Raw genomic sequence first — 22,803 nt, 5'->3', positions numbered from 1 at the left:
GAACGCACAGCAGACCCGCCAGGTGTTGCCGCAACACGTCACGTGTTGTTCACACGGCGGTCCGCCCGGATCACCCCTCGCGGGCGATGAGCGGCCGGAGCGTGCGGTGCGCGATGCGGAGGCCCTCCAGGACCTTCTCGTCGGTGCCGCCCCACAGCGGATCCTCGTGCTCGACGCTCAGCGTGCCGTCGAAGCCCGCCTCGTAGAGCCGGTCGACCACGTGCGGCCAGTCCACGACACCACGGCCGGGCACGCGGAAGCGCCACCAGCCCATGTCCCACGGGTCGTCGCCCTTGTCGACCTTGCCGAAGAAGCCGTACTCGTCGCGCTTGCGGGGGAAGAGCTCGAGGTCCTTCGCCTGCGCGTGCACGATGTGCTCGGCGAACGGCAGGATCGTCTCGACGGGGTCGATGCCGATCCAGGTCAGGTGCGACGGGTCCCAGTTCAGGCCGAAGCCGAGTCCGGTCACCCAGCCCCAGAGCTCGGGCGAGTACGCGAGGTTGCCGGGGTAGCCGTCGGGGTGCCAGCCCTCCATGACGCAGTTCTCGATGACGAGCTGCACGCCGCGCTCGCCGGCGTAGTCGACGAGCTCCGGCAGGACCCGGTCACCCTCGACCATGTTCTCCCGCACGGACTTCGAGTTGTCGCGACCGATGAACGTGCCGACGTACGGCACACCGAGCACCTGGGCGGCGTCGATCGCGTGGAACAGGTGCTCCTTGACCTCGGCACGACGGTCGAGGTCCTGGTGGAGGTTGTTCTCGTAGTACGCGAACGCACTGATCTCGAGCCCGGTGCGGTCGAGCAGGGCTCGGGTCGCCTGCGCGTCCTCGTCGGTGAACGTGGCGACCGGCAGGTGCGCGGCCTCGAAGTCCCGCCCGCCGGTGCCCGGCCAGACGCCCACCTCGAGCCGCTCGTACCCCTGCTCGGCCGCGAACGCGGCGATGCGGTCCAGCGACCACCCGGGCAGGCACGCCGTCAGCATCCCCAGCTTCATCGGATCTCCCTCCAGCCGCCGTCGGCAGCGCTGCCGATCACGGCGTCGATGATGTGCGCGGCACGGGCACCATCCGCGAAGGTCGGCAGCCCCTCGGGCCACGCCGACCGGTCGCCGCCGGCCCGCACGGCGGCGTAGGTGTCCGCCACGAAGGCGGCGAACGCGTCGAGGTAGCCCTGCGGGTGGCCCGACGGCACGAGCGCGAGTCGACGCTGGTCGGGGACGCCGAGGGACGGGTCGCGGACCACGATCTGGGCGCCGCGCTCGTTGCCGAACCACGCCGACTCCGGCTGCTCCTGGTCGAACGCCGCCGACCCGCGGGAGCCGTCCACCTCGAACCAGAGGCGGTTCTTCCGGCCGGCCGACACCTGCGAGATCACGACGTTGCCGATCCGGCCCGTGCCCGTCCGGAACGTGGCGACCGCGGTGTCCTCGGTCGTGACCTCCGCCCGCGTGCTCGGGTCGAGGACCGGGTCCGGGTCGGGGGAGCCGGAGAACGACGGGCCCGACGCCGCCGGGCGGGTGGGGTAGACGATGTCGGTCACGGCGGACACCGAGGCGAACGGGTCACCGGTGACGAACTCGACCAGGTCGCACCAGTGCGAGCCGATGTCCGCGAACGCCCGTGACAGTCCTCCTGCTCCGGCGTCGACGCGCCAGCTCGAGGCGTCCTCGTCGAGCATCCAGTCCTGCAGGTAGTGGCCGTGCACGGCGAGCACCCGGCCGAGGTCGCCGTCCGCGATGCGCCCGCGGATCTCGCGGATGATCGGGTGGTAGCGGTAGACGAACGGCACGGTGGCGACGACACCGGCCTCCGCCGCGGCCGTGACGAGCTCCGTGGCCTGCGCGGCGTCGATCGCGAGCGGCTTCTCGCACACGACGTTGATGCCGGCGGCGATCACCGCGAGCGTCTGGGGGTGGTGCTGGTCGTTCGGGGTGCAGATGTGGACCACGTCGGGGGCGTCCGCGATGACCTCGTCGAGGGACGCGTACCCGCGCGGCAGGTCGAGCTGCGCCGCGACCTGCGCCGACCGGGTCGCGTTCCGACCGAGCACGCCCAGGACCTCGGCGCCGGCCGCGCGCGCAGCGCGCGCGTGGACCCCGGCGATCATGCCCGTGCCGACCACGACGACGCGCAGGCGTCGCCCTCCGTACCCACTGCTCATGGTGCTCCCTCGCGCCGAACCGGTCCCACCGTATCGGTGTCTCCCGGCCACGTGCCGGAACGCATGAGTACCGTCTGGGGCATGTCGAGCCTCCAGACCTCCCTGCTCATCCTCGGTGCCAGTGGCGACCTGTCGAAGCGGCTGCTCCTGCCGGGCCTCGCCACCCTGCTCGAGGTCAAGGACGACTGGGACGTGCAGCTCGTCGGGGCCGGTGTGGAGGACATCTCGGACGCCGACTGGAAGCAGCAGGTGCGGGAGTCCTTCGAGAACGCGCAGGCGTCGAAGAACGAGGACGAGGGCGCCGAGGCCGAGACCGCGCTGTCGGACCGCTTGCAGGCCGTGGTCGCCGCGTCGAGCTACCGGAAGGCCGACGTCACGAGCGCCGACGACCTGCGGGCCCTGCTCGCCGACTGCCACCACGATCCCGCGATCTACTTCGCGCTCCCGCCGGCCGTCACCGAGAAGAGCTGCGAGGTCCTGAAGGACCTGCCGCTGCCGGCCGGCACCCGCCTGGCGCTCGAGAAGCCGTTCGGCACCAACGCGGAGAGCGCCGAGCACCTCAACGACGTCCTGCACTCGTTTCTGCCGGAGGAGCGCATCCACCGCGTCGACCACTTCCTCGGCCGCTCGACGGTGCTCAACCTGCTCGGGCTGCGCTTCGCGAACCGGATCATCGAACCGCTGCTGTCGTCGCAGCACGTCGAGCGCGTGGACATCGTGTACGACGAGACCCTCGGCCTCGAGGGGCGCGCCCGCTACTACGACAAGGCCGGCGCCCTGGTCGACATGATCCAGAGCCACCTGCTGCAGGTGCTCGCCGTCGTCGCGATGGAGGCCCCGGCCTCGATCGACGCGGACGACCTCCGGACCCAGAAGGAACTCGTGCTCCGCGCCGTCCGGCCCTGGGGTGGCGACGTCGTCGCGGCCGGCAAGCGTGCGCGGTACACGGCCGGCACCGTTGGCGACCGGTCGATGCCGTCGTACGTCGACGAGGACGGCGTGGATCCGTCGCTCGGCACCGAGACGCTCGCGCAGCTCACGCTCGAGGTGGCGAACTGGCGCTGGGCCGGCGTCCCCTTCACCCTGCGGTCCGGCAAGGCCCTCGGGAAGCAGCGCCGCGAGATCCTCATCACGTTCAAGGACTCCCCGCACGTGCCCGTCGGGCTGACCGGAGCGGAGCGGCCCGACCGGCTCTGCATCTGGATCGCCCCCGACGAGATGCAGCTCGAGCTGAACGTCAACGGCCCCGGCGACCCGTACACGATCGACCACACCGCACTCGAGGTGTCCTTCAACCCCGGACGGCTCAGCGCATACGGCGAGGTCCTCGCCGGGGTGCTCGAGGGCGACGCGACCCTGTCCGTCCGCGCCGACAGCGCCGTGCAGGGGTGGAAGGTCGTCGAGCCGTTCCTCGATGCCTGGCGTGCCGGCACGACCCCGCTCGACGACTACGCCGCCGGCTCCGAGGGACCCGAGGCCTGGGACAACGTCGACGCGTAACGTCTGACCACGTGACCACCATCGACGACGTCCTGCAGACCGTCCCCGCACCCGCCGGCTCCGACATCCGTGTCGAGCCCGTCCGCTACGACCACGACGGCACCGCGCTGCTCGGTGTGCTGGCGAAGGACGCCGCGGTGTCTGGACCCCGCCCGGCCGTCCTGGTGGTGCACGACTGGCACGGCGTCAACGAGCACGTCGAAGCACGGGTCACCATGCTCGCCCGTCTCGGGTACGTGGCCTTCGGCGCGGACGTCTACGGCGAAGGCGTCCGTCCGGGCGACGACACCGCCGGTCAGGTCGCGGGGTCGTTCTACCAGGACCTCCCGCTGCTGCGCGCACGGGCGCTGGCGGGCTTCGCGCGACTCCGGCACGACCCCGACGTCGACCACACCCGCATCGTCGTGATGGGGTACTGCTTCGGCGGTTCGACGGCACTCGAGCTCGCGCGCACCGGGGTGGACCTCGTCGGTGCGGTGTCGTTCCACGGCGGGCTCATCACGCACGACCCCTCGGACGCGTCCGAGATCCGTGCGAAGCTCCTCGTGCTCACCGGCGCCTCGGACCCGGTCGTGCCGGACGAGAAGGTCGTGGCGTGGCAGGACGAGATGCGCGCGGCGCCGTCCGTCGACTGGCAGCTCGTCACGTACGCCGGAGCCATGCATGCGTTCGCGGTGCCGGGGACCGACGCGCCCGATCACGGCGCGCAGTACCAGGAGCGCGCCGACCGCCGGTCGTGGCAGGCGCTCGAGGTGTTCCTCGCCGAGGTCTTCGACGAGGAGCTCGGCGGGCTCTGAGCCCGACACGCCGAGCGGCGCGCTCCAGCCCGCTCGATTGGCGCCCGGGCCGCAGCTGTTGTAGAGTCTTCCACGGCCGCAAGGCCACGCGCTCGTAGCTCAATGGATAGAGCATCTGACTACGGATCAGAAGGTTGGGGGTTCGAGTCCCTTCGAGCGCACAGTACCGACAAGTCGGTACGACACCGAACAGAACGAAGCCCCGTCGCACTGCGACGGGGCTTCGTTCGTTCCGACGGCCTTCGTGTCGGCTCACTTCGTGCCGGCTCACGCGGTGTCAGCCAGCGTCGCGTCAGCCCCCGTACTCGGCGCAGCTGTCGGTCCCGCTGTAGCACGCCGGCACGTCGCGGCTCGGGAACGTGAAGCCGTTCGGGGAGTGCCACCGGCCCTGCGGCACCGCGAAGACGTAGGCGGTGATGAGGACGATCGGCACCATGGTCAGGGCCAGCAGCAGCACGCCTCGTCGTCCGGTGCGGGCCCCGAGGACCATCGCGACCAGGAACGCGATCGGCGCGAGCACGAGCAGCACCTCGTAGGTGCGGATGGACGCGAGCCCCTCCTCGTTGCCCCCGATCAGTCGGAGGGTGGACACGAGGTTCCCGAACATCAGGAACGGCACCGCGCACAGCACGACGACCGCGACCAGCGCGATGCGCCGCTCGTCCTGTTCCCGGCGCGCCCGCCGCCGTCGCCGTTCGGCGCGAGCGACGTCGTCGCCGACCCCCTCGCCACCAGCCCCGCCGCGACCCACCTCGCCACCCACCACGTCATCCGCCCCCGTCATGGCCCGAGTGTCGCACACGGCGGCCCGCGTCGCCCGGCGATCGGCCCGTGCTCAGGGCAGGCTGACCGCCACGACGAGCGCGACGAAGCCGAGCGTCACCGTCCCGACGATCAGGATCGTGCCCGCACCCCACGTGGTCCGGAGCCGGCGACCGGCCCGTGCGACCTCGCGCACCCGCACCACCGGTTCGTCGTGGGCGGGCACGGCCTCGTCGACCCGCTCGTCGCGCCACCGACCCCAGCGCTCGACCCGGTCGTCGAGCGCGTCGACCGCCGCGGCCAGGGCCTCCCACCGGTCGGCGCGGTCGGTGACGAGGTCGCGGGCGCTGATGAGGTACATCCAGTCGTCGACGATCTCGACGTCGAGGCCGCGCAGGTGGTCGACGAGCCGGGCCATCACGTCCGGGGTGAACAGGTACAGCGCGTCCCGTTCGTAGCCCGCCGGGCAGTACAGCCGGAAGTACCGGTCGAAGTCGCCCTCCAGCGACAGCACCTGCGAGTCGCGGACGACCGACGACGTGTGCAGGGGCCGCTTCGGCCCGTCCTCCGAGCGCAGCAGGATGTTCGGCAACGCGACCGGCAGGCGCATGGCGCAGTACCCGCCGAACGTGGGTGACGTGTTCGTCATGGTCGACCGTGTGAGCTCGTGGTTCGCGAACTCGAGCCCTCGGGGACCTGGCGTCCGGAGGACCCGGTACAGGGTCAGTGACCCGCGGCGACGCATCGGTGCGCGCCGGAGGGCCCCCGTCGGGCCGGGTTCGTACGTCATGCCGTTCGCGGCCGCGAAGCGCGCGAGCCGGTGGTGCACCCGCTTCCGAGGGCGTCGTCGGTGCAGCCGGAACCACGCCCACCCGCAGAGCACCCAGGCGAGCAGCAGGAACGCACCGATCGTGCTCTGCACGATCACGGCGGTCACCACGTCGTCGGCACCCTCGGCGATGGTCTGCGGGATCCCGATGGCCAGTGCCAGGAAGCCGAGCGGGACGGTCCACGTCGCGAAGCCGAGCACGAACCGCCGGACGAGGCCGGCGGAGTCCGGGGCTGCCGGGTGCTCGCGGACGAGCCGCTGCCACGAGCGCCGGACGTCCCGGCGTCGGACCCGTTCCGTGAGCGCGCTGGTGTCGAGCGGTGTCGGTCGTGCCTGCACGGTTCCCCCCTGGATCGCGGCCTGACGAATCTACCGGGCGCGGCGACGACGGACGGGAGGCGCGGTGCCAGCTGGCACCGCGCCTCCCGTCCGTCAGCGGCGCAGGTCGACTACGCGACCTGCGCGCGCACCTCGGCCAGCGTCGGGTAGTCGGTGTAGCCCTCGGCGCTCTGACCGTAGAAGAACTCCGGCCGCGGCTCGTTGAGCTCCGCGTCGTGCTCCCAGCGGTGCGCGAGGTCCGGGTTCGCGATCGCGGCGCGACCCACGCCGACGGCATCGGCGTGGCCGCCGTCGACCAGGGCGAGGGCCTCGTCGCGGGTGGTCAGCGAGCTGAAGCCGGAGTTCGCGACGAACGGGGCGCCGACGGTCCGGCGGATGTGCTGGACGAGTTCGCCCGTCGGGTCGGCGTGCAGGACGTCGATGAAGGCGAGGCCGAGCGGGGCCAGGCCCTCGGCGACCGCCGTGTACGTCGCGTGGACGTCCGCGGGGTCGTCCTCGATGACGCCCTGGATGCCGTGCTCGGGGGAGAGACGGATGCTGGTGCGGTCGGCGCCGATGGCCTCGGCGACGGCGGTGGTCACCTCGACGGCGAAGCGGGCACGGTTCTCCGGGGAGCCGCCGTACTGGTCGGTGCGGGTGTTCGACACCGGCGACATGAACTCGTGCACGAGGTAGCCGTTCGCTCCGTGCACCTCGACGCCGTCGAGCCCGGCGGCGATGGCGTTGCGGGCTGCCTGGACGAAGCCCTGGACGGCCTCCTGGACCTCGTCGGTGGTGAGCGCGTGGGGGACCGGCATGGCGGCCTTCCCCGTGGCGGTGTGGGTCTCGCCGGGAGCGGCGATCGCGGACGGGGCGACGATGCGCGGCGTCTGCGAGATGTCGGTGTGCGAGACACGGCCGCCGTGCATGAGCTGCATCACGATGGTGCCGCCCTCGGCGTGGACGGCGTCGGCGACGCGGCGCCAGCCGGCGATCTGGTCGTCGGTCTCGATGCCGGGCTGCCCGGGGTACGAGCGACCCTCCTGCACGGGCCAGGTGCCCTCGGTGACGATGAGCCCGAGGCCGGCGCGCTGCCGGTAGTGCTCGACGAGCAGGTCGTTCGGGACACCGGCCTCGCCGGCGCGGGTGCGGGTGAGCGGCGCCATGACGATGCGGTTCGACAGGGGCAGGGCGCCGAGGGTGGCGGGTTCGAAGAGCTTCACGTCAACCGGGAACGCGCTGTTGCCGACTGCAATTCCTGCTCGGGCCGATTCTCAGTCGCGCGGGCAGACGAGCGTCGAGGAACGGACCTGCCCCTCGGGCCGGATCACCTGGTGCCGCGAGAGGGGCTTGCCGCAGATCGGGCACCCGCGGTCCACCGTGCGGTCGTCGACGCCCTCGGGGTGGCCGGCACCGATCTGCGAGGGGCCCATCTTCGCGATGAGCGTGCTGTTCCACCGTTCGTACCACTGTCCGAAGCGACCCACGGTCCGTCCTTTCGTTCGTGCACCAACCATTGTGCCACGAACGATCGCGGATCACACCCGTTCGACGCCGTCGACTCGTTCGAGGAGCTCGGTCAGCTCGTCCTTGAGGGCCTCGAGCCGCTCGAGCGGCCACCCCAGCCGGTCGGCGACGGCCAGCGGGACGGCGCGGGCGCGTTCGCGCAGGGAGCGGCCGGCGGTCGTGAGCGAGACCTCGAGCTGGCGTTCGTCGGCCGTGCTGCGGGTGCGACGGAGGTACCCGGACGCCTCGAGTCGCTTGAGCAGGGGGCTGAGGGTCGCCGAGTCGAGTCGGAGCTCGCGGGCGATCTCGCGGACCGAGCGGGGGTCGTGCTCCCACAGTGCGAGCATCACGAGGTACTGCGGGTGCGTCAGGCCCATCGGTTCGAGCAGGTCGCGGTACAGCCCGATGACGCTCCGGCTCGTCGCCGCGAGCGCGAAGCAGAGCTGCCGGTCGAGGGCGAGCGGGTCCACGTCGGTCTCGGTCATCCGCCCACCATACCGTTCGTGCGCGAATGGTCGGGAGGGGTGCGGTCGCGCGCCGGGGTGCGTGCGCGCTGTTGCGACCTGGTCGACGTCGTACGACATCGCCGATGTCGCACGGGCGCGGGCGCAACAGTTGCACGTGCGGGGTTGCGACACGGTGGAGGTCGTACGACATCGTCGGTGTCGCACGGGCGCGGGCGCAACAGTTGCACGCGCTGGGATACGACACGGTGGAGGTCGTACGACATCGTCGGTGTCGTTCGGGGTCGGCAGCGCCGCGCGCACCGCGAGCCGACGGCCCGGGTCCGGCAGCGCGCGCCCCGGCCGCAACCGCCTGGAGGCGCGGGTCGGCCCGTGTGGGTCGACCCGCGCCTCCAGGACGGGTGCGCTGGTGCCTACGCGCGGTGCGTCGGCGCGTGCCCCTCGTGCGGGTTGGCGTCCGGCTCGACGGCCGCGGCGTGAGAGCCGTGGTGCTCGTCGCCGCCCTCGTGGCCGGCGACCGGGTGCGACCGCTCGAGCTTGGCGCCCTCGACGTCGACGTCCGGCACGATCCGGTCGAGCCACTTCGGGAACCACCAGGCGCTCGTGCCGAGCAGGTGCATCGCGGCGGGGATGAGCAGCATCCGGACCACGAACGCGTCGACGAGGACACCGAACGCCAGGCCGAAGCCGATCGGCTTGATCGTGGACGAGTCCGAGAAGATGAAGCCCGCGAACACCGAGATCATGATGATCGCGGCCGCCGTGACCACCGCGCGACCGGCGTGCAGGCCACGCTGGACCGCCACCTTCGCGCTCGCGCCGTGGGCGTAGGCCTCACGCATGCCGGACACCAGGAACAGCTGGTAGTCCATCGCGAGCCCGAACAGGATGCCGATCTCGATGATGGGCAGGAAGCTCAGGATCGGTGCGGGGTCGTGCACCCCGAACACGCTGCCGAGCCAGCCCCACTGGTAGATCGCGGTCAGGCCACCGAACGACGCCAGCACGGACAGGATGAAGCCCGCCGTCGCCGTGATCGGCACGAGGAACGACCGGAACACGATGATGAGGATGATGAGCGACAACCCGACGACCACCACGAGGTAGAGCGGCAGCACGTTCGCGAGCTTCTCGGACACGTCGATGTTCGCCGACGCGTTGCCCGCGACGCCGAGCGTGGCCTTGCCGTCGTCGACCGTGACGTTCTGGGTCCGGAGGTCCTTCACCAGGGTCTCGGTCGAGACGCTGTCCGGGCCGCCGGCGGGCTTCACCTGGAACGCGATGATGTCGCGGTCCTTCGAGGCGCCGATCGGCAGCACGGCCTTCACGTCGTCGTTCTTCGCGATCGCCTCGCCGATGGTGACCTCGGTCGCGGTGACGTCGTCCTTGCTGACCGCCTTCGGCAGGGTCGCGACGACGAGCAGCGGGCCGTTCTGACCGGCGCCGAACTCCTTGTCGAGCGCCTTGTACGCCTTGTACTGGCTCGAGTCGACGGCCTCGGACGCACCGCTCGGCAGGCCGAGGCGCATCTGCGTGGCGGGCAGGGCGATCGTGCCGAGCACCGCGACGCCGGCGACGAGCGTGATGACCGCGCGCCAGGTCGACATCGGCTTGTTCGGCACCCGGGTCGAGCCCGTGTTCCCGATCCGCGACCGCTCCTTCTTCCGCAGGATCCGCATGCCGATGAGGGACAGCAGCGCCGGGGTGAAGGAGGTGGCGATGAGGATGGCGAAGAACACCGCGACGGCGCCGACCGTGCCCATCAGGCCGAGGAACGGGATGCCGGTGATGTTCAGCGCGAGCAGGGCGACGATCACGGTCGCACCCGCGAACACCACGGCGTTGCCGGAGGTGCCGTTCGCGAGCCCGATCGACTCGTGCACCTGCATGCCCTGCTTCAGCTGGGTCCGGTGTCGGTTGAGGATGAACAGCGAGTAGTCGATACCGACCGCCAGGCCCAGCATCACCCCCAGCACCGGCGTGACCGAGATGAACTCGACGAGGCTGGAGAACGACAGGGCCGCGAGCGAGGCGACGCCGACGCCGAGCACGGCGGACACGAGCGGCACCGCGGCGCCGATGACCGTGCGGAGCATGAGGAACAGGACGAGCGCGGCGATGATGACGCCGCCGATCTCACCCGGGCCGAGGATGGACGGGACGCCCTGCGCGATGTCGTTGGAGACGTAGACGTTCACGCCGCTGATGTCGGCCGACTCGGCGTCGTCCGCGATCGCGGTCTTCGTGTCGGCGGGCACCTCGAAGGTCGACTTCGTGAACTGCACGGTGCCGATCGCGGCGCTGCCGTTCGACGAGACGAAGCGGATGTCCTTCGACAGGTCGAGCAGCCGTGCGTTCTCGTCGAGCTCCTGCTTGGCGTCGGAGAGCTTCGTCTTGCCGGCGTCGAGGGTCTGCTGCTGCGTGTCGATCTGGCGCTGCGCGGCGTCGATCTGCTGCTGGCCGGCGTCGAGCTGCTGCTGCGCGGCACTCTGGGCGGGCCCGGTGAGGGCGGCCACCTGCTGCTTCTGCGCGTCGAGCGTCTGCTGCTGCGTGGCGATCTGGGCCTTCGCGGCGTCGATCTGCTTCTGACCGTCGGAGATCGTCGTCTCCTGGTCGGCGATCTGCTGCTTGCCGTCGGTGATCTTCTGCCGGCCGTCGTCGAGTCGCTGCTGGGTGGTGAAGCCGCTCGTCGCGCCCTTCACCCCGTCGAGCTTCTCGAGCTTCTTCAGGAAGTCGGCCACGTCGGACTTCTGGTCGTCGGTGAACGCCTTGCCGTTCTTCGTCTCGAAGACGATCGTCCCGTTGCCGCCGTTCGCGGACGGGAACTTGTCGGCGAGCTCGTCCTGCACCTGACTGGTCTTGGTGTTCGGGATCGTGATCGAGGACGAGATCGTCCCCGCGAACAGGGTGTACGTGACTCCGGCGATCGCCATGATCACCACCCAGGTGATGATCACGAGCCAGTGGCGTCGTGCGGAGAACCGTCCGAGACGGTAGAGGAGACCGGCCATGCGGTTGCCCCGTTCCTTTCGTGTCAGGTGTTGTTGCGGGTGCGGGGTGCGCCGGTGGACCCCTGGGGGATGGATCAGTCAGTGGGCATGTAGCCGCTGCGGACGCTGTGCACGAGCCGTGCGAGCAGGGCGTCCCAGGCGGCGACCGACTGCTCGTCGATCGCCGGCCCGGAGGTGGACAGCCAGTGTTCCGCGATGACGACGATGCCGCTCATCAGCGACTCGACGAGCAGGGCGGCGTCGAGGGGGTCGGCCGCCGGGTAGCGTCGGGCGACCTCGACACGAAGCCGTTCGGTCACGCGGGCGAACGCCGTCTGGGTGAGGACCGCGGCCTTCGGGTCGTCCTTGCCGGGTTCGCCGAGGATCCGGTACATGCTCGCGATCGCGGAGGCGAGGTCGGCCCCGCGAGCGGCGGACTCGAGTTCGTCGAACATCGAGGCACGGCTGCCGTCGCCGATCGGGGTCTTCGCCATGTCGGCGAGGAACCGGTCGATGATGACGGAGAGCTCCTGCTCGCAGACGGCCAGCAGGACCTCGTCGAGCGAGCCGAAGTGGTTGAACACCGTCCGTCGGGCGATGTCGGCACGTGCGGCCAGGTCGTCGACGCTGAAGTCGCGGCCGCCGCGCTCTTCGACGAGGTCGCGCGCGGCCTGCAGGATCGCCGCACGGTGCTTCGCCTTGAGGGCGGCACGGCGGTCGATCGAGAGGGTCACGAGAATCAACACTAGGTGCATCGATGCACTCGGTGCATCTTCTAGGAGTGCATCTTCAGGTTCGTCCCCCGCAGAATGGACGACAGCTGCACCCGCCGTACGAAGGAGTACCGATGCCCGTCCGCCTGTCCCCGGAGACCCTCGACGAGATCGCCGCGAGCGGTGTCGCCGTCCCGACCTACGACCGCGACGGGATCACGGCCGGCATCGTGCACTTCGGCGTCGGCGGCTTCCACCGCGCACACCAGGCGATGGTGATCGATCGGCTGCTGCAGCAGGGCGACGCCCGCGAGTACGGCATCTGCGGCGTCGGCGTCCTCGAGCAGGACCGCCGGATGGCGACGACCATGGCGGAGCAGGGCGGCCTGTACACGCTGGTCCTCAAGCACCCGGACGGCACTCGCGAGTCCCGCGTCATCGGCAGCATCGTCGACTACCTGCTCGCCGTCGACGACCCCGACGCCGTCGTCGAGAAGATGGCGCACCCCGACACGAAGATCGTCAGCCTGACCATCACCGAGGGCGGCTACAACTTCGACCACGTCACGGGCGAGTTCGTCGCGGACGAGCCCGGCGTCGTCGCCGACCTCCGCGGCGACGGCCCGCCGCACACCGTGTTCGGGCTCGTCGTCGAGGCGCTGCGCCGCCGCCGCGACCGGGACCTCCCGCCGTTCACCGTGATGTCGTGCGACAACATCCAGGGCAACGGGCACGTCGCGCGGGAGATGTTCACCGCCTACGCCCGCCTGCAGGACCCGGCGTTCGCGGACTGGATGGACGAGCACGTGTCGTTCCCGAACTCGATGGTCGACCGGATCACCCCGGTCACCGCCGACGAGGACCGCGCCTGGGTGCGTGACGAGCTCGGCATCGAGGACGCCTGGCCGGTCGTCGCCGAGCCGTTCTTCCAGTGGGTGCTCGAGGACGACCACCCCGCCGGCCGTCCGCCCTACGAGCAGGCGGACGTGCAGCTCGTCGACGACGTCGAGCCCTACGAACTCATGAAGCTCCGGCTGCTCAACGCCAGCCACCAGGGCCTCTGCTACTTCGGGTACCTGTCCGGGTACCGGTACGCCCACGAGGCGACGCAGGACCCCGCGATCGCGACGTTCCTGCGCCGCTACATGGACGAGGAGGGCACGCCGACCCTGCACCCCGTGCCCGGCATCGACCTCGAGGACTACAAGTCGACGCTCATCGAACGGTTCCAGAACCCCGAGGTCCGCGACACCCTCGCCCGGCTCTGCGCCGAGTCGAGCGACCGGATCCCGAAGTGGCTCCTGCCGGTCGTGCGCGAGAACCTGGCCGCCGACCGACCCGTCGCGCTGTCCGCCGGCATCGTCGCGTCGTGGGCGCGCTACGCCGAGGGCACCGACGAGTCCGGCGAGCCGATCACCGTGGTCGACCGGCTGGCCGAGTCGCTCACGGCCATCGCCAGGACCCAGCGCGACGACCGGCTCGCCTTCATCCGGAACCGGCAGGTGTTCGGCGACCTCGTCGACGACGAGCGGTTCGTCGCGGCGTACCGCGACGCCCTCGACGGGCTGCTCACGGACGGTGCCCACGCCACCGTGACGCGCCTGTCGCGTTCCTGAGACGCTCGCGACGACGGCCGGGAGGCGCGGTGCCAGCCGGCACCGCGCCTCCAGGCCGTCATCGGGTCGCGTCCGACGGCGACGGCGGCGCCCGGTGGATCCTGTCCGGAGGGATGTCGGATCCGGACGGCGGATCCCGCGGATCCCGGTCCGGATCCGACATCGTGCGAACCGATACCTGCCCTGCTCCGCTCCCTGGTCTGCCCGCCCGCTCGCGACGCGGCCGATCGGAGCAGGATGGGCCGGTGGTGGTCGTGACGGACCGGTGGGTGCAGCGCCTCCGTGACGGCGTCGTGCCCCGGTCGTGGCCGGTGCACCTGGTCGCGTCGGTGCTGGTGGTCGCTGCGCCGGCGCTCATCGTCGCCGAGTTCCGGTCGCCGGCCTTCGTCGCCGAGATGGTTCGCAGCAGCCGTGTCGGCAGCGTGGTCCTGGTCGAGCTGCTCGTCGTGCTCATCGGCGTAGCGATGTCGATCGGCACGTGGTGGAGCGGGCGTCGGGACCGTCGGATCGTCGGTCGGATCCGAGCGACAGGGCACATGCCCGCGTTCTTCCTGCCGGTGTTGACGAAGGGCATCCGGACCAGCGAAGACCTGCCGCGCCCGCGCCCGGACATCTGGACCTTCGACGACGTCGGACTGCACGGGTGGACGCCGAACCGAGACTCGCCGGTGATGACCGTGCCCTGGGCGGGGATCCGGGAGGTCGACCTCGCCACGAAGGACTCGCGCGGCTCGCGCATCGACTACGCACTGTGGTTCGACCTCGACGGCGGCAGCCCCCTCGTCCTCCCGCCGCGGACGACGCTCGGCAGGCCGTTCGAGGCGGGGCCGGGCGGACTCGAGACCCTCCTGCCGGTCGTACGGGCACTGCGGTCCGAGCTGGACCACCGGACGACGGGCGAGCACGGCACCTCCGTCGGCAGCTGACCGCGACCGCCGACGCGGTGTCCGCGTACGCCGCAGGCGCTATGGTCGCGTCGTGAACCGGACCGACCGCCTCTACGCGCTCGTCGAGGAACTCCGCGCAGTCGCACCCGGCCGCCGCACCGCCAGGAGCCTGGCCGAGCGCTTCGCCGTCAGCGTCCGGACCGTCGAACGGGACCTGCGGTCCCTGCAGGACGCCGGCGTGCCGATCTGGGCGGAACCGGGGCGGACCGGCGGCTACGCGATCGACGCACGTGCGACCCTGCCGCCCCTGGGGCTCACGGTCGACGAGGCCCTCGCGGTCGCGATCGGCCTCGGCACGCTCCGGTCCAGTCCCTTCCGCGACGCCGCGCGGAGTGCTGCGCGGAAGGTGACCGCCGTCCTCGCGGAAGACGATGCCCGCCGGACCAACACGCTGGCACGGCGCGTGCACCTGCTCGAGACGGGGGAACGGGAGCCGGCGCCGACGGCGCTCGCGAGTGCGCTCACCAGCGGCCGCGTGGTGCGGATGCGGTACCGCGACGGCGGGGGAGCGGAGTCAGAGCGGGAGGTCGAACCCCTCGGGTACATCGGCAAGGGCGAGGACTGGTACCTCGTCGCGTGGTGCCGGCTGCGCGACGGCGTGCGCGCGTTCCGTGGTGACCGCGTGCTCGACGTCGAACTGACGGACGAGGTCGCGCCGCAGCGGGTCGCCCGGATCGACGAGCTGGACATCCCGCACGGCGTCCTCCGTCCGGTGCTCGGCGCCTGATCGCGGAAACCCCGACAGGACGGTGTCGCGGGGCTCGAGGATGCTCGACGCGGGCGGTCACGGCGGCCGCCCGGGAAGGCACACCATGGAGTTCGCATCGATCCGGATCATCACCGAGGACCTCGACGGGATGGTCGCGTTCTACGAGCGCATCACCGGGTCGGTCGGCCGCCGGCCCGCCCCGGTGTTCGCCGAGATCGCGACCGGTGGCGCGGTCCTGGCGCTCGGGACGCCAGCGACCGTCGCGATGCTCGGGAACGGCGCACCGACCGCTCGCTCGAACGGCAGCGTCATCGTCGAGTTCCTCGTGGAGGACGTCGACGCGGCGTTCGAGCGTCTGCGCGACGGGCTCGACGACGTGGTGCTGCCGCCGACGACGATGCCGTGGGGGAACCGGTCGACGCTGTTCCGGGACCCGGACGGCAACCTCGTGAACCTGTTCAGCCGTCCGGTCTGACCGCGCGCTCCACGGGCTGCTCGGTCGGGGCACCGGCGATGAACGACGTCGCGCTCGTCGTCGCGCTCGTTGTCCGTCGGAGTGCTCGTCGCGTTGCGCACCCTGATGCTCGTTCTGCGACCAGAACGGTCGTGCTCGTCGTGACGGCGCGGGGACCTGGCGGCCTCGGATGCTGCTCGTCTGGTGTCCGGTTCCTGACTCGTCGGACTCCACTGTGACGTCGACGTAGGAGGTCGCTGGCAGAGCAACGGCCAACCAGGAGAGGTCCCGGTCGTGTTCGTATGACGGACCGCTATCGCGAAGGACCGCGGACGACCTATGTGAGACAGCGCCGGCGGTCAGCAGGATGGGTGGAGCGACACGGTGGACCGGGGTGCCGTGACGACCAGTGGGGGACCGGCTTGCGAGACACGCTTGAGCAGGAGCCGGCTCCTGTGGCGACGGCGGGTGCGTCCCCGAAAGGACCTCGAGCGCGCGCATCGATGCAACCAGACTGCGGCCGTCCGAGATGCCGATGCCGATGTCGATCAGCTTTCAAGACGATCGACGGGCTGCCACCAGGTCGCCGCCCCGACTAGGTTCAATTCATGCGCCGGTCTAGAACTCAAGGCTTCGTCTGGATCGGTGGCGGGTGCCTGTTCATCGTCGTCTTTAGCTTGCTGTTCTTCCTCTACCCACGCTCGCAAGCGACGTTGATTCCGCAGATCCTCGTGCCGTTCGGCGTCGTGGAGATTGTGGTGGGGGTGGCGCTCTTGCTCCGCTCACGCCGGTAGCCCTAGTGCGCCGTTGTCGGCGCAGGACGAGCGAGACGCGCCGGGCGGGTTCGACCACCCTGGTGTTCGGTGAGCGATCGGACGCTGCACGAGATGTCGCCTTCGCGTGCGTTATGCCTTGACCAGGTAGCCCGCCGCGTGCAGGATGAATAACTAGGCGGTGCTAATACGTATTAGCTCGATGGTCTTCAGAGAGGAAGGCTCCAAGCGACATGTTTCGACCACTTCAACGCATCAGCGTGATCGCGGCGGCAGCGATATCGGGGGCGCTGGTTCTCGCGACCGTGACCGCGACAGCGAGCTCGGCCGATACCAGCCAGTACCACGAGACGTACCGGCCCCAGTTCCACTACTCACTACCGTCCGGCTGGATCGGGGACCCGAACGGCCTCGTCTACGACGACGGGCTCTACTACCTGTTCAGCTACGGCACGTGGGAGGGAGCAGTCAGCAAAGACCTGGTCCACTGGGAGAACATCCCGGTGAAGGGGCCCGAGCCAGACCCGGGTAGCAACGCGTTCTTCAGCGGGGGAGCGGTTGTCGACAACGGCAACACCAGCGGCTTCGGAACCAAGAAGAACCCAGCCATGGTGGCGTTCTACACCAGCGTCCAGGCCGGAACCGGCATCCAGTCGCAGTCGCTGGCATACAGCACCGATCACGGCCGCACGTGGACGCGGTACGCCGGCAATCCGGTCCTCGACCTCCAGTCGACGAACTTCCGCGACCCGAAGGTGTTCTGGTACGCGCCGAAGAAGGAGTGGGTGATGGCGGTCACCCTCTCCGATCAGTACAAAATCGCCTTCTACACGTCGAAGGACCTGAAGTCGTGGACACACGCCAGCGACTTCGGTCCGCGCGGCGCAACCAGCGGCGTCTGGGAGATGCCCGACCTCTACGCACTGCCCGTGGATGGCAACAAGCGGCAGATGAAGTGGGTGCTCAGCGTCAGTGTCGGCAGCACCGGTGTCCAGTACTTCACCGGGCAGTTCGACGGTACATCGTTCACCCCGGACGGCCCGGCGACCTACACCGCTCCAGCCGGCGCGACAGTGGCCGACTTCGAGTCGGGAACCTACGCGGGCTGGACCGCGACCGGCTCCGCGTTCGGCGCGGCACCCGCAGCCGGCGCCCTCCCTGACCAGCAGGCCGTCGCAGGCTTCCAGGGCAAGTACCTCGTTGACAGCTACAACGGGGGTGACGGAGCAACCGGGACGCTCACCTCGGCACCGTTCACGCTCAACAAAGCGCGCCTGAACTTCCTCGTCGGCGGAGGCAACAACCCCGCTATCCCAGGCTCCGTTCCAGCAGGGACGGTTCCGAGCGGATCTGTCCTCGCTGACTTCGCCGGCCCCACCTACGGTGAGGGTTGGACCGCGACCGGTTCCTTCATCGGCGCCGGGCCGACAAAGGAATCACTGCCGAACCAGATCGGCAGCTCGGTGCTGGACACGTTCACCCCGGATGGGGATGCCGGGACCGGCACGGTCACGTCGCCGACGTTCACGGTCACGAAGCCCTACATCGACCTGCAGATCGCCGGCGGCGACCACCCGTGGGGACAGGCGAACCCCACGGCCGTCAACCTGATCGTTGACGGCAAGGTCGTGCAGTCAGTCACCGGCGACGGCACCGGGACGCTTCGATGGGCAAGCCTCGACGCCACGGCGTACCAAGGCAAGGACGCGCAGATTCAGGTTGTCGACGACAACGACGGCACGGGCGGCTGGGGTCACCTCATGGTTGGGCAGATCATCGCCGCGGACCAGAAAGCTGCCCCCTGGGACACGCAGACCACGGTGAACCTCCTCGTCGACGGGAAGGCTGTTCGCACTGCGACCGGTGCAAACAGCGAGACGCTGGACTGGACGTCGTGGAACATCGCCGACCTGCGCGGCAGGCAAGCGCAGCTCCAGATCGTTGACAACGCCACCGGCGGATGGGGCCACATCCTCGCCGACGGGTTCACGCAGAGCGATGCGCCGGCATTGACCCAGTACCAGCGTGCCAACTGGTTGGACTACGGGGCTGACTTCTACGCGGAGAACACGTGGGAGAACGCCCCCAACGGGGAGCGCATCGCCATCGCCTGGATGAACAACTGGGCGTACGCCTCAAACGTGCCGACGTCCCCATGGCAGGGCGCCGAGACGTTCCCGCGCGCCCTGTCACTGCGGACCATCGATGGGAAGCTCAAGATCGTCGAACAGCCCGTCGACGGTATCGACAAGGTGCACGCGGGTCGTCCTGCGCGGGTGAAGAACGTCTCTGTCGCGAACACGACGACAGCGCTCCCGGTGGCAGGCCAGACTCTCGATGTGCAGGCCCACCTCACCGCAGGATCGGCGAAGACCTTCGGCCTCAACGTGCGAACTGGTGCCGGACAGTACACGCAGGTTGGGTACGACACGAGCACCGGAACGGTGTTCATCGACCGCACCCGCTCTGGGAACGTGGCCTTCAGCAGTGCGTTTGCATCACGCAGCGATGCGCCGCTGCAGCTGACCCGCGGTGGCTTGGATCTGCGGATCCTCGTTGACGCCTCTTCGATCGAGGTGTTCGGTGCGGACGGCCAGGTGGTCCTCACCGACCAGATCTTCCCGGACTCGTCCAGCGCCGGTGTCAGCGCCTTCGCTACGGGTGGTACAGCCCGCGTCGACGACCTCCGAGCCTGGAACCTCAAGTCGATCTGGAAGTAGCGCAACGAACGAAGTGCGCCTGCCCGCGATCCGGGGCAGGCGCACTTCGTCGATGCTGGCGCTAGCGAGTACTGACCGTCAGACGATCAAGGGTGAACGCGCCGTCCTGCGCGAAGACACCGACGCGCCCCGCGGGGCGATCGTAGAGACGCGTGCTCAACGCGACGGCCCCGTCGACGACGGCGACACAGATGTCCCCGTCCAACTGCACCTCGAGGTGATGCGCGCCTGGGGCGAGCTCCACCGGGCGCTCGAGCTCGACGGCGTGCGGAACGTCGCCGAGGATTTGCCACTGCTCGGTGCCGGTGCTGCCGCGAGGCCATCGGTCCAGCACGAGCCGGTTCCGATCAAGCTCGAGGCGGAGTGCGTACCCCTGTTCGCCATCGTCGCTGGTGCGCAGGAGTAGCCCTACCGACCTGGCGTCCGCGTCGAGCGTGAGATCCACGGACACCAGCGCTTCGGACGGGAGTTCCGGTCCGACCCAAGCCGCGTACCGGGTCGTTGCGCCCGTGCCCACCGCTGCGGCAGCATCGTTGACCGGTGTGAGGCGTGCCGTGATGTCGACCTCGTTCGTGTACGCGGCTTTGATGCCATCGGGAAGGTCGAACCGCAACGTCCCGTCGGCGCGCTGGTGGGCCTGCAGCGTCGCCATGGTGCCGGCCCACTGCCACGCGCCGGCATCACACCGGTCCTCCTTCGACGCGATCCACCCGACGAAGTACCGGCGGTCGCCGAGCGCGACGGTCTTCGCGGCGTAGAAGGCTCGGCCGTCGACGGTGTCATCAGCCGGCGCAAACCATGGGCCGTCCGGTGACGTCGCGATGCGGTAGCGGGTGCAGAACGCGTCGGAGAACTCCGAGTACACCAGGTACCACCACTCACCCCACTGGAACACGTCAGGGCACTCCTGCGTGATGAAGCGGTGCGGTTCCCAGATCGGCTCGGCATCCCGCCAGGTGACGAGGTCATCGGACTCGAGCCGTGCCACGACGCCGGAACGCCGATACGGCTCGTCTGGTCGCCGAGTGGCGAGGAGCATCTGCCAGGGCCGGTCGGCATTGGGACGGAAGACGAAAGGGTCTCGCCAGTCTTCGGGGGAGTAGCCAGCGAGTGCGGGGAAGTCCCAGTCGGGGTGCTTGACCCAGTCGGTCAGATCACCGGAGGACGTCGCGTGCGCGATGACCTGAGCGTCCTTGCCGCCGCCATCGGACCCGGTCGTGATGCGGGGGTTGTGCCCCGTGTAGAACAAGTGCAGCGTTCCCTCCTCATCACGGACGACGCTGCCGGTGTAGCAGTCGAAGTCGCTCGCGTCGGGGCCGCCGGAGGGCAGGACGACGCCCTTGTCGGTGAAGGTGACGAAGTCGGTTGTGGTCACGACCGCCCAGGGCATACCCGTTGCTCGCTTGAGCGGCGGAGCGTCCGGCCGTTCGTCGAGCAGGTAGAACAACCACGCGGTGCCGTCGTGTTCAAACGGGATGACGTCGCCGACGTAGCCGTTCGGGGGTTGGAAATGGGTGCTGGACGGGAGCGTCATTCAAGTTCCTTTGGGTCGTGGGGCCGCAAGCGAGCTGCGGGCGACGTATTCGCAGGGCACGAGGTGTCGGCCGGGCTGTTCCGCCTCCGCTAGCAGCAGCGTTCCTGCCTCAAAGCCCATCTGCTGGTGCGGCAGCGCAACGGTGGTGAGCGGTGGGTGCATCTGGTCGGCGAGGTCGGGCTGGTCGTCGAAGCCGACGATGCTGATGTCCTCCGGGCAGCGCATCCCCATCGACTGCGCCGCCATCAACGCGCCGACTGCCATGCGGTCGTTGCCGCAGATGATCGCCGTCGGACGGATGGCCACGTCGTCGAGGGCCTCGACCGCGAGGTCATAGCCGGATCCCACCTGGAAGGTGCCGAACGTGATGCTGATCTGTGTCGACGGGATGCCCGCGTCGGCGGCGGCGCGCTCGAGTCCGCGCTTTCGTTCTTGGCACGCGTAGTCGTCCTCAGGGCCGCCGAGGAAGGCGACGGTGGTGTGGCCGGCTGCGAAGACGGCGGCGGCGACGTCGTACCCGCCCTGGTACTCGTCGGCGAGCACGGTGACTGCGGGTGCGTCCTCGGGTGGGAAGCAGTTGACGAAGACCGTTGGGACCGCGTCGAGTCCGGCAACCGGGGTGACGTACTCGGGCCCGGGCGCTGCGTAGACCAGGCCGGCGACTCCTTGCTGGACGAGGTTCTCGACGGCCGCTTTGCCTCCGTCGGACGTCTGCGCGGTCTCGACCACGAAGCAGACGTACCCGGCTTCCTGGACGGCCTGCTGCACGCCGAGCACGATGTGACCCGCGTAGGGCTGCGAGACAAGCCGGTCGGCGATCACACCAACTGTGTAGGACCGATTCGATCGCAGCGACTGCGCCGCCCGGTTGGGCTGGAAGTTCAGCTCCTTCGCGGCCTCGAGGACACGAGTGCGCGTCTCAGCAGCGATTGAAACGTCCCGGCGATCGTTCAGGACGAATGACACCGTCGGTTGTGACACGCCGGCGTGGCGTGCGACGTCCTTCATGGTGACGCGCTGTGACTGCGTTGTGCGCTTGCGGTTCGCCATTGAGCCTCCTCCGTTGCCATCATCATGCCAGAAGCAAATACGTATTGCGTCCGCTCCGCATGCTGTGTACGCTCGCCCTGCAAATACGTATTGGCTCCGACCTAGCGGGGCCACGATCGCTCAGAGAGGAGCGACCCATGGCGAACGGATTCAGCACCCCGATCGACCGGCGCACGCTGTTCAAGTTCGGCGGCGCAGGACTCGCGCTGGCCGGCATCGGATCGCTGGCAGCATGCTCGACCACCGGCGGCGGGGGCAGCGGCTCCGGCACGGTGAAGATGCTCTACTTCGGTGAGCAGAGCGCAGCGACCGCCCTGCAGAAGGCCATCGAGCCGAAGATCAAGGCCCTCGACAAGAAGGCGAGTCTGCAGGTCACGGCGATCAACGGCACGGACTGGAACGACTTCCTCGCGAAGGTGCTCACGCAGATCGCCTCCGGCGATGTGCCGGACATCGTCAGCGTCGCGACCGAGGGGCAGCAGCTGCTGGCGTCGAAGAACCTCCTCACCCCGCTCGACGACTACGTGACGAAGAACCTGTCGGATCTGCACACGTACTTCACCGGAGCGCACCCGGTGCTGCTGGAGTCGACGATGTACCAGGGGCACCTCTACACGTTGCCCGACAGCTTCAACGCGGGCAGCATGTTCTACTCGACCGACCTGTTCGACAAGGCGGGCCTGTCCCGCCCGACGAGCAAGTGGTCGATGGACGACTTCCACTCCTCGGCCGAGAGCCTGGCGAAGGTCGGGGGTGGCACGTACGCGTTCGACTGGGTGGTGCGGCTCTGGGGCAGCTGGACCTCGTTCCTCTACGCCAACGACGGGAACCTGCTCGAGGAGGGCAAGTACTCCGGCGGTGACTGGTTGTGGAAGAGCAAGGCGTTCTCCGACAACCCGATCGGCGTCTCTGGGCGCAAGGGCGGCTGGAAGTGGGGTGACCCCACGGCGAACTCCGA

At 69.6% G+C, this 22,803-nt stretch carries 19 protein-coding genes and 1 tRNA gene; 9 read left to right on the top strand and 11 right to left on the bottom strand.

All coding sequences use genetic code 11. The features are described from left to right. Positions 1–70: 70 nt before the first annotated feature. Positions 71–997 (bottom strand): sugar phosphate isomerase/epimerase family protein, encoded by a 927-nt coding sequence (locus EDF64_RS11020; protein ID WP_133520043.1) that lies wholly within the window; start codon positions 995–997, stop codon positions 71–73. Further along, positions 994–2,163 carry a Gfo/Idh/MocA family protein gene (locus EDF64_RS11015; protein WP_166645697.1) on the bottom strand — a complete coding sequence of 390 codons (1,170 nt, stop codon included), beginning with the start codon at positions 2,161–2,163 and terminating at the stop codon, positions 994–996. The genes EDF64_RS11020 and EDF64_RS11015 overlap by 4 nt, the downstream gene beginning before the upstream one ends. Positions 2,164–2,244: 81 nt before the next feature. Here EDF64_RS11015 and EDF64_RS11010 point away from each other — a divergent pair, with 81 nt between their 5' ends. From EDF64_RS11010 to EDF64_RS11000, 3 genes are all read left to right on the top strand, one after another. Beyond that, positions 2,245–3,663, top strand: a complete 1,419-nt coding sequence (locus EDF64_RS11010) for a glucose-6-phosphate dehydrogenase (protein WP_133520042.1) — start codon at positions 2,245–2,247, stop codon at positions 3,661–3,663. A gap of 11 nt (positions 3,664–3,674) precedes the next feature. Next, entirely contained in the window at positions 3,675–4,460 is a 786-nt protein-coding gene (locus EDF64_RS11005; RefSeq protein ID WP_133520041.1) for a dienelactone hydrolase family protein, read from the top strand. A gap of 88 nt (positions 4,461–4,548) precedes the next feature. Continuing rightward, positions 4,549–4,621 (top strand) — tRNA-Arg (locus EDF64_RS11000). A 131-nt stretch (positions 4,622–4,752) separates the two neighbouring features. Here EDF64_RS11000 and EDF64_RS10995 read toward each other — a convergent pair. From EDF64_RS10995 to EDF64_RS10965, 7 genes are all read right to left on the bottom strand, one after another. Then, on the bottom strand, positions 4,753–5,244 hold the full coding sequence (locus EDF64_RS10995) for a hypothetical protein (protein ID WP_133520040.1): 492 nt from the start codon (positions 5,242–5,244) through the stop codon (positions 4,753–4,755). A 51-nt stretch (positions 5,245–5,295) separates the two neighbouring features. After that, a complete protein-coding gene (locus EDF64_RS10990) occupies positions 5,296–6,390 on the bottom strand; it encodes a hypothetical protein (protein ID WP_133520039.1) in 1,095 nt (364 codons plus the stop codon). Between the two features lie 110 nt (positions 6,391–6,500). Then, on the bottom strand, positions 6,501–7,592 hold the full coding sequence (locus tag EDF64_RS10985) for an alkene reductase (RefSeq protein WP_133520038.1): 1,092 nt from the start codon (positions 7,590–7,592) through the stop codon (positions 6,501–6,503). A 51-nt stretch (positions 7,593–7,643) separates the two neighbouring features. Further along, positions 7,644–7,856, bottom strand: coding sequence for a hypothetical protein (locus tag EDF64_RS10980; protein ID WP_175477544.1), 213 nt, complete (start codon positions 7,854–7,856; stop codon positions 7,644–7,646). A gap of 51 nt (positions 7,857–7,907) precedes the next feature. Further along, positions 7,908–8,360, bottom strand: coding sequence for a MarR family winged helix-turn-helix transcriptional regulator (locus EDF64_RS10975; RefSeq protein WP_133520037.1), 453 nt, complete (start codon positions 8,358–8,360; stop codon positions 7,908–7,910). A 392-nt stretch (positions 8,361–8,752) separates the two neighbouring features. Continuing rightward, positions 8,753–11,350 (bottom strand): MMPL family transporter, encoded by a 2,598-nt coding sequence (locus tag EDF64_RS10970; RefSeq protein ID WP_133520036.1) that lies wholly within the window; start codon positions 11,348–11,350, stop codon positions 8,753–8,755. A 74-nt stretch (positions 11,351–11,424) separates the two neighbouring features. Further along, complete coding sequence (locus EDF64_RS10965) at positions 11,425–12,063, bottom strand: TetR/AcrR family transcriptional regulator (RefSeq protein ID WP_166645696.1); 639 nt, start codon at positions 12,061–12,063, stop codon at positions 11,425–11,427. A 113-nt stretch (positions 12,064–12,176) separates the two neighbouring features. Here EDF64_RS10965 and EDF64_RS10960 point away from each other — a divergent pair, with 113 nt between their 5' ends. From EDF64_RS10960 to EDF64_RS10940, 5 genes are all read left to right on the top strand, one after another. After that, positions 12,177–13,658: a mannitol dehydrogenase family protein gene (locus EDF64_RS10960; protein ID WP_133520034.1), complete on the top strand. Its 1,482-nt coding sequence runs from the start codon at positions 12,177–12,179 to the stop codon at positions 13,656–13,658. Positions 13,659–13,903: 245 nt separating this feature from the next. Continuing rightward, positions 13,904–14,584 carry a hypothetical protein gene (locus EDF64_RS10955; protein WP_133520033.1) on the top strand — a complete coding sequence of 227 codons (681 nt, stop codon included), beginning with the start codon at positions 13,904–13,906 and terminating at the stop codon, positions 14,582–14,584. 52 nt (positions 14,585–14,636) lie between these two features. Further along, entirely contained in the window at positions 14,637–15,332 is a 696-nt protein-coding gene (locus tag EDF64_RS10950; protein WP_133520032.1) for a helix-turn-helix transcriptional regulator, read from the top strand. A gap of 85 nt (positions 15,333–15,417) precedes the next feature. Then, positions 15,418–15,789 (top strand): VOC family protein, encoded by a 372-nt coding sequence (locus EDF64_RS10945; RefSeq protein WP_133520031.1) that lies wholly within the window; start codon positions 15,418–15,420, stop codon positions 15,787–15,789. 985 nt (positions 15,790–16,774) lie between these two features. After that, positions 16,775–19,261, top strand: coding sequence for a GH32 C-terminal domain-containing protein (locus EDF64_RS10940; RefSeq protein WP_133520030.1), 2,487 nt, complete (start codon positions 16,775–16,777; stop codon positions 19,259–19,261). A gap of 61 nt (positions 19,262–19,322) precedes the next feature. Here the strand turns inward: EDF64_RS10940 and EDF64_RS10935 are convergent, their stop codons facing one another. Further along, entirely contained in the window at positions 19,323–20,795 is a 1,473-nt protein-coding gene (locus EDF64_RS10935; RefSeq protein WP_133520029.1) for a glycoside hydrolase family 32 protein, read from the bottom strand. Then, entirely contained in the window at positions 20,796–21,845 is a 1,050-nt protein-coding gene (locus tag EDF64_RS10930) for a LacI family DNA-binding transcriptional regulator (RefSeq protein WP_133520028.1), read from the bottom strand. Positions 21,846–21,982: 137 nt separating this feature from the next. Between EDF64_RS10930 and EDF64_RS10925 the strand changes: the two genes are divergently transcribed. Continuing rightward, the coding region (locus EDF64_RS10925; RefSeq protein ID WP_133520027.1) for an extracellular solute-binding protein at positions 21,983–22,803 on the top strand (821 nt) is incomplete at its 3' end.

It is taken from the genome of Curtobacterium flaccumfaciens (assembly GCF_004361695.1).
GTDB classification, from domain to species: Bacteria; Actinomycetota; Actinomycetes; order Actinomycetales; family Microbacteriaceae; genus Curtobacterium; species Curtobacterium flaccumfaciens_B.
Note: the sequence above shows the minus strand (reverse complement) of the source record. Positions and strands in the feature narration are given on the sequence as shown.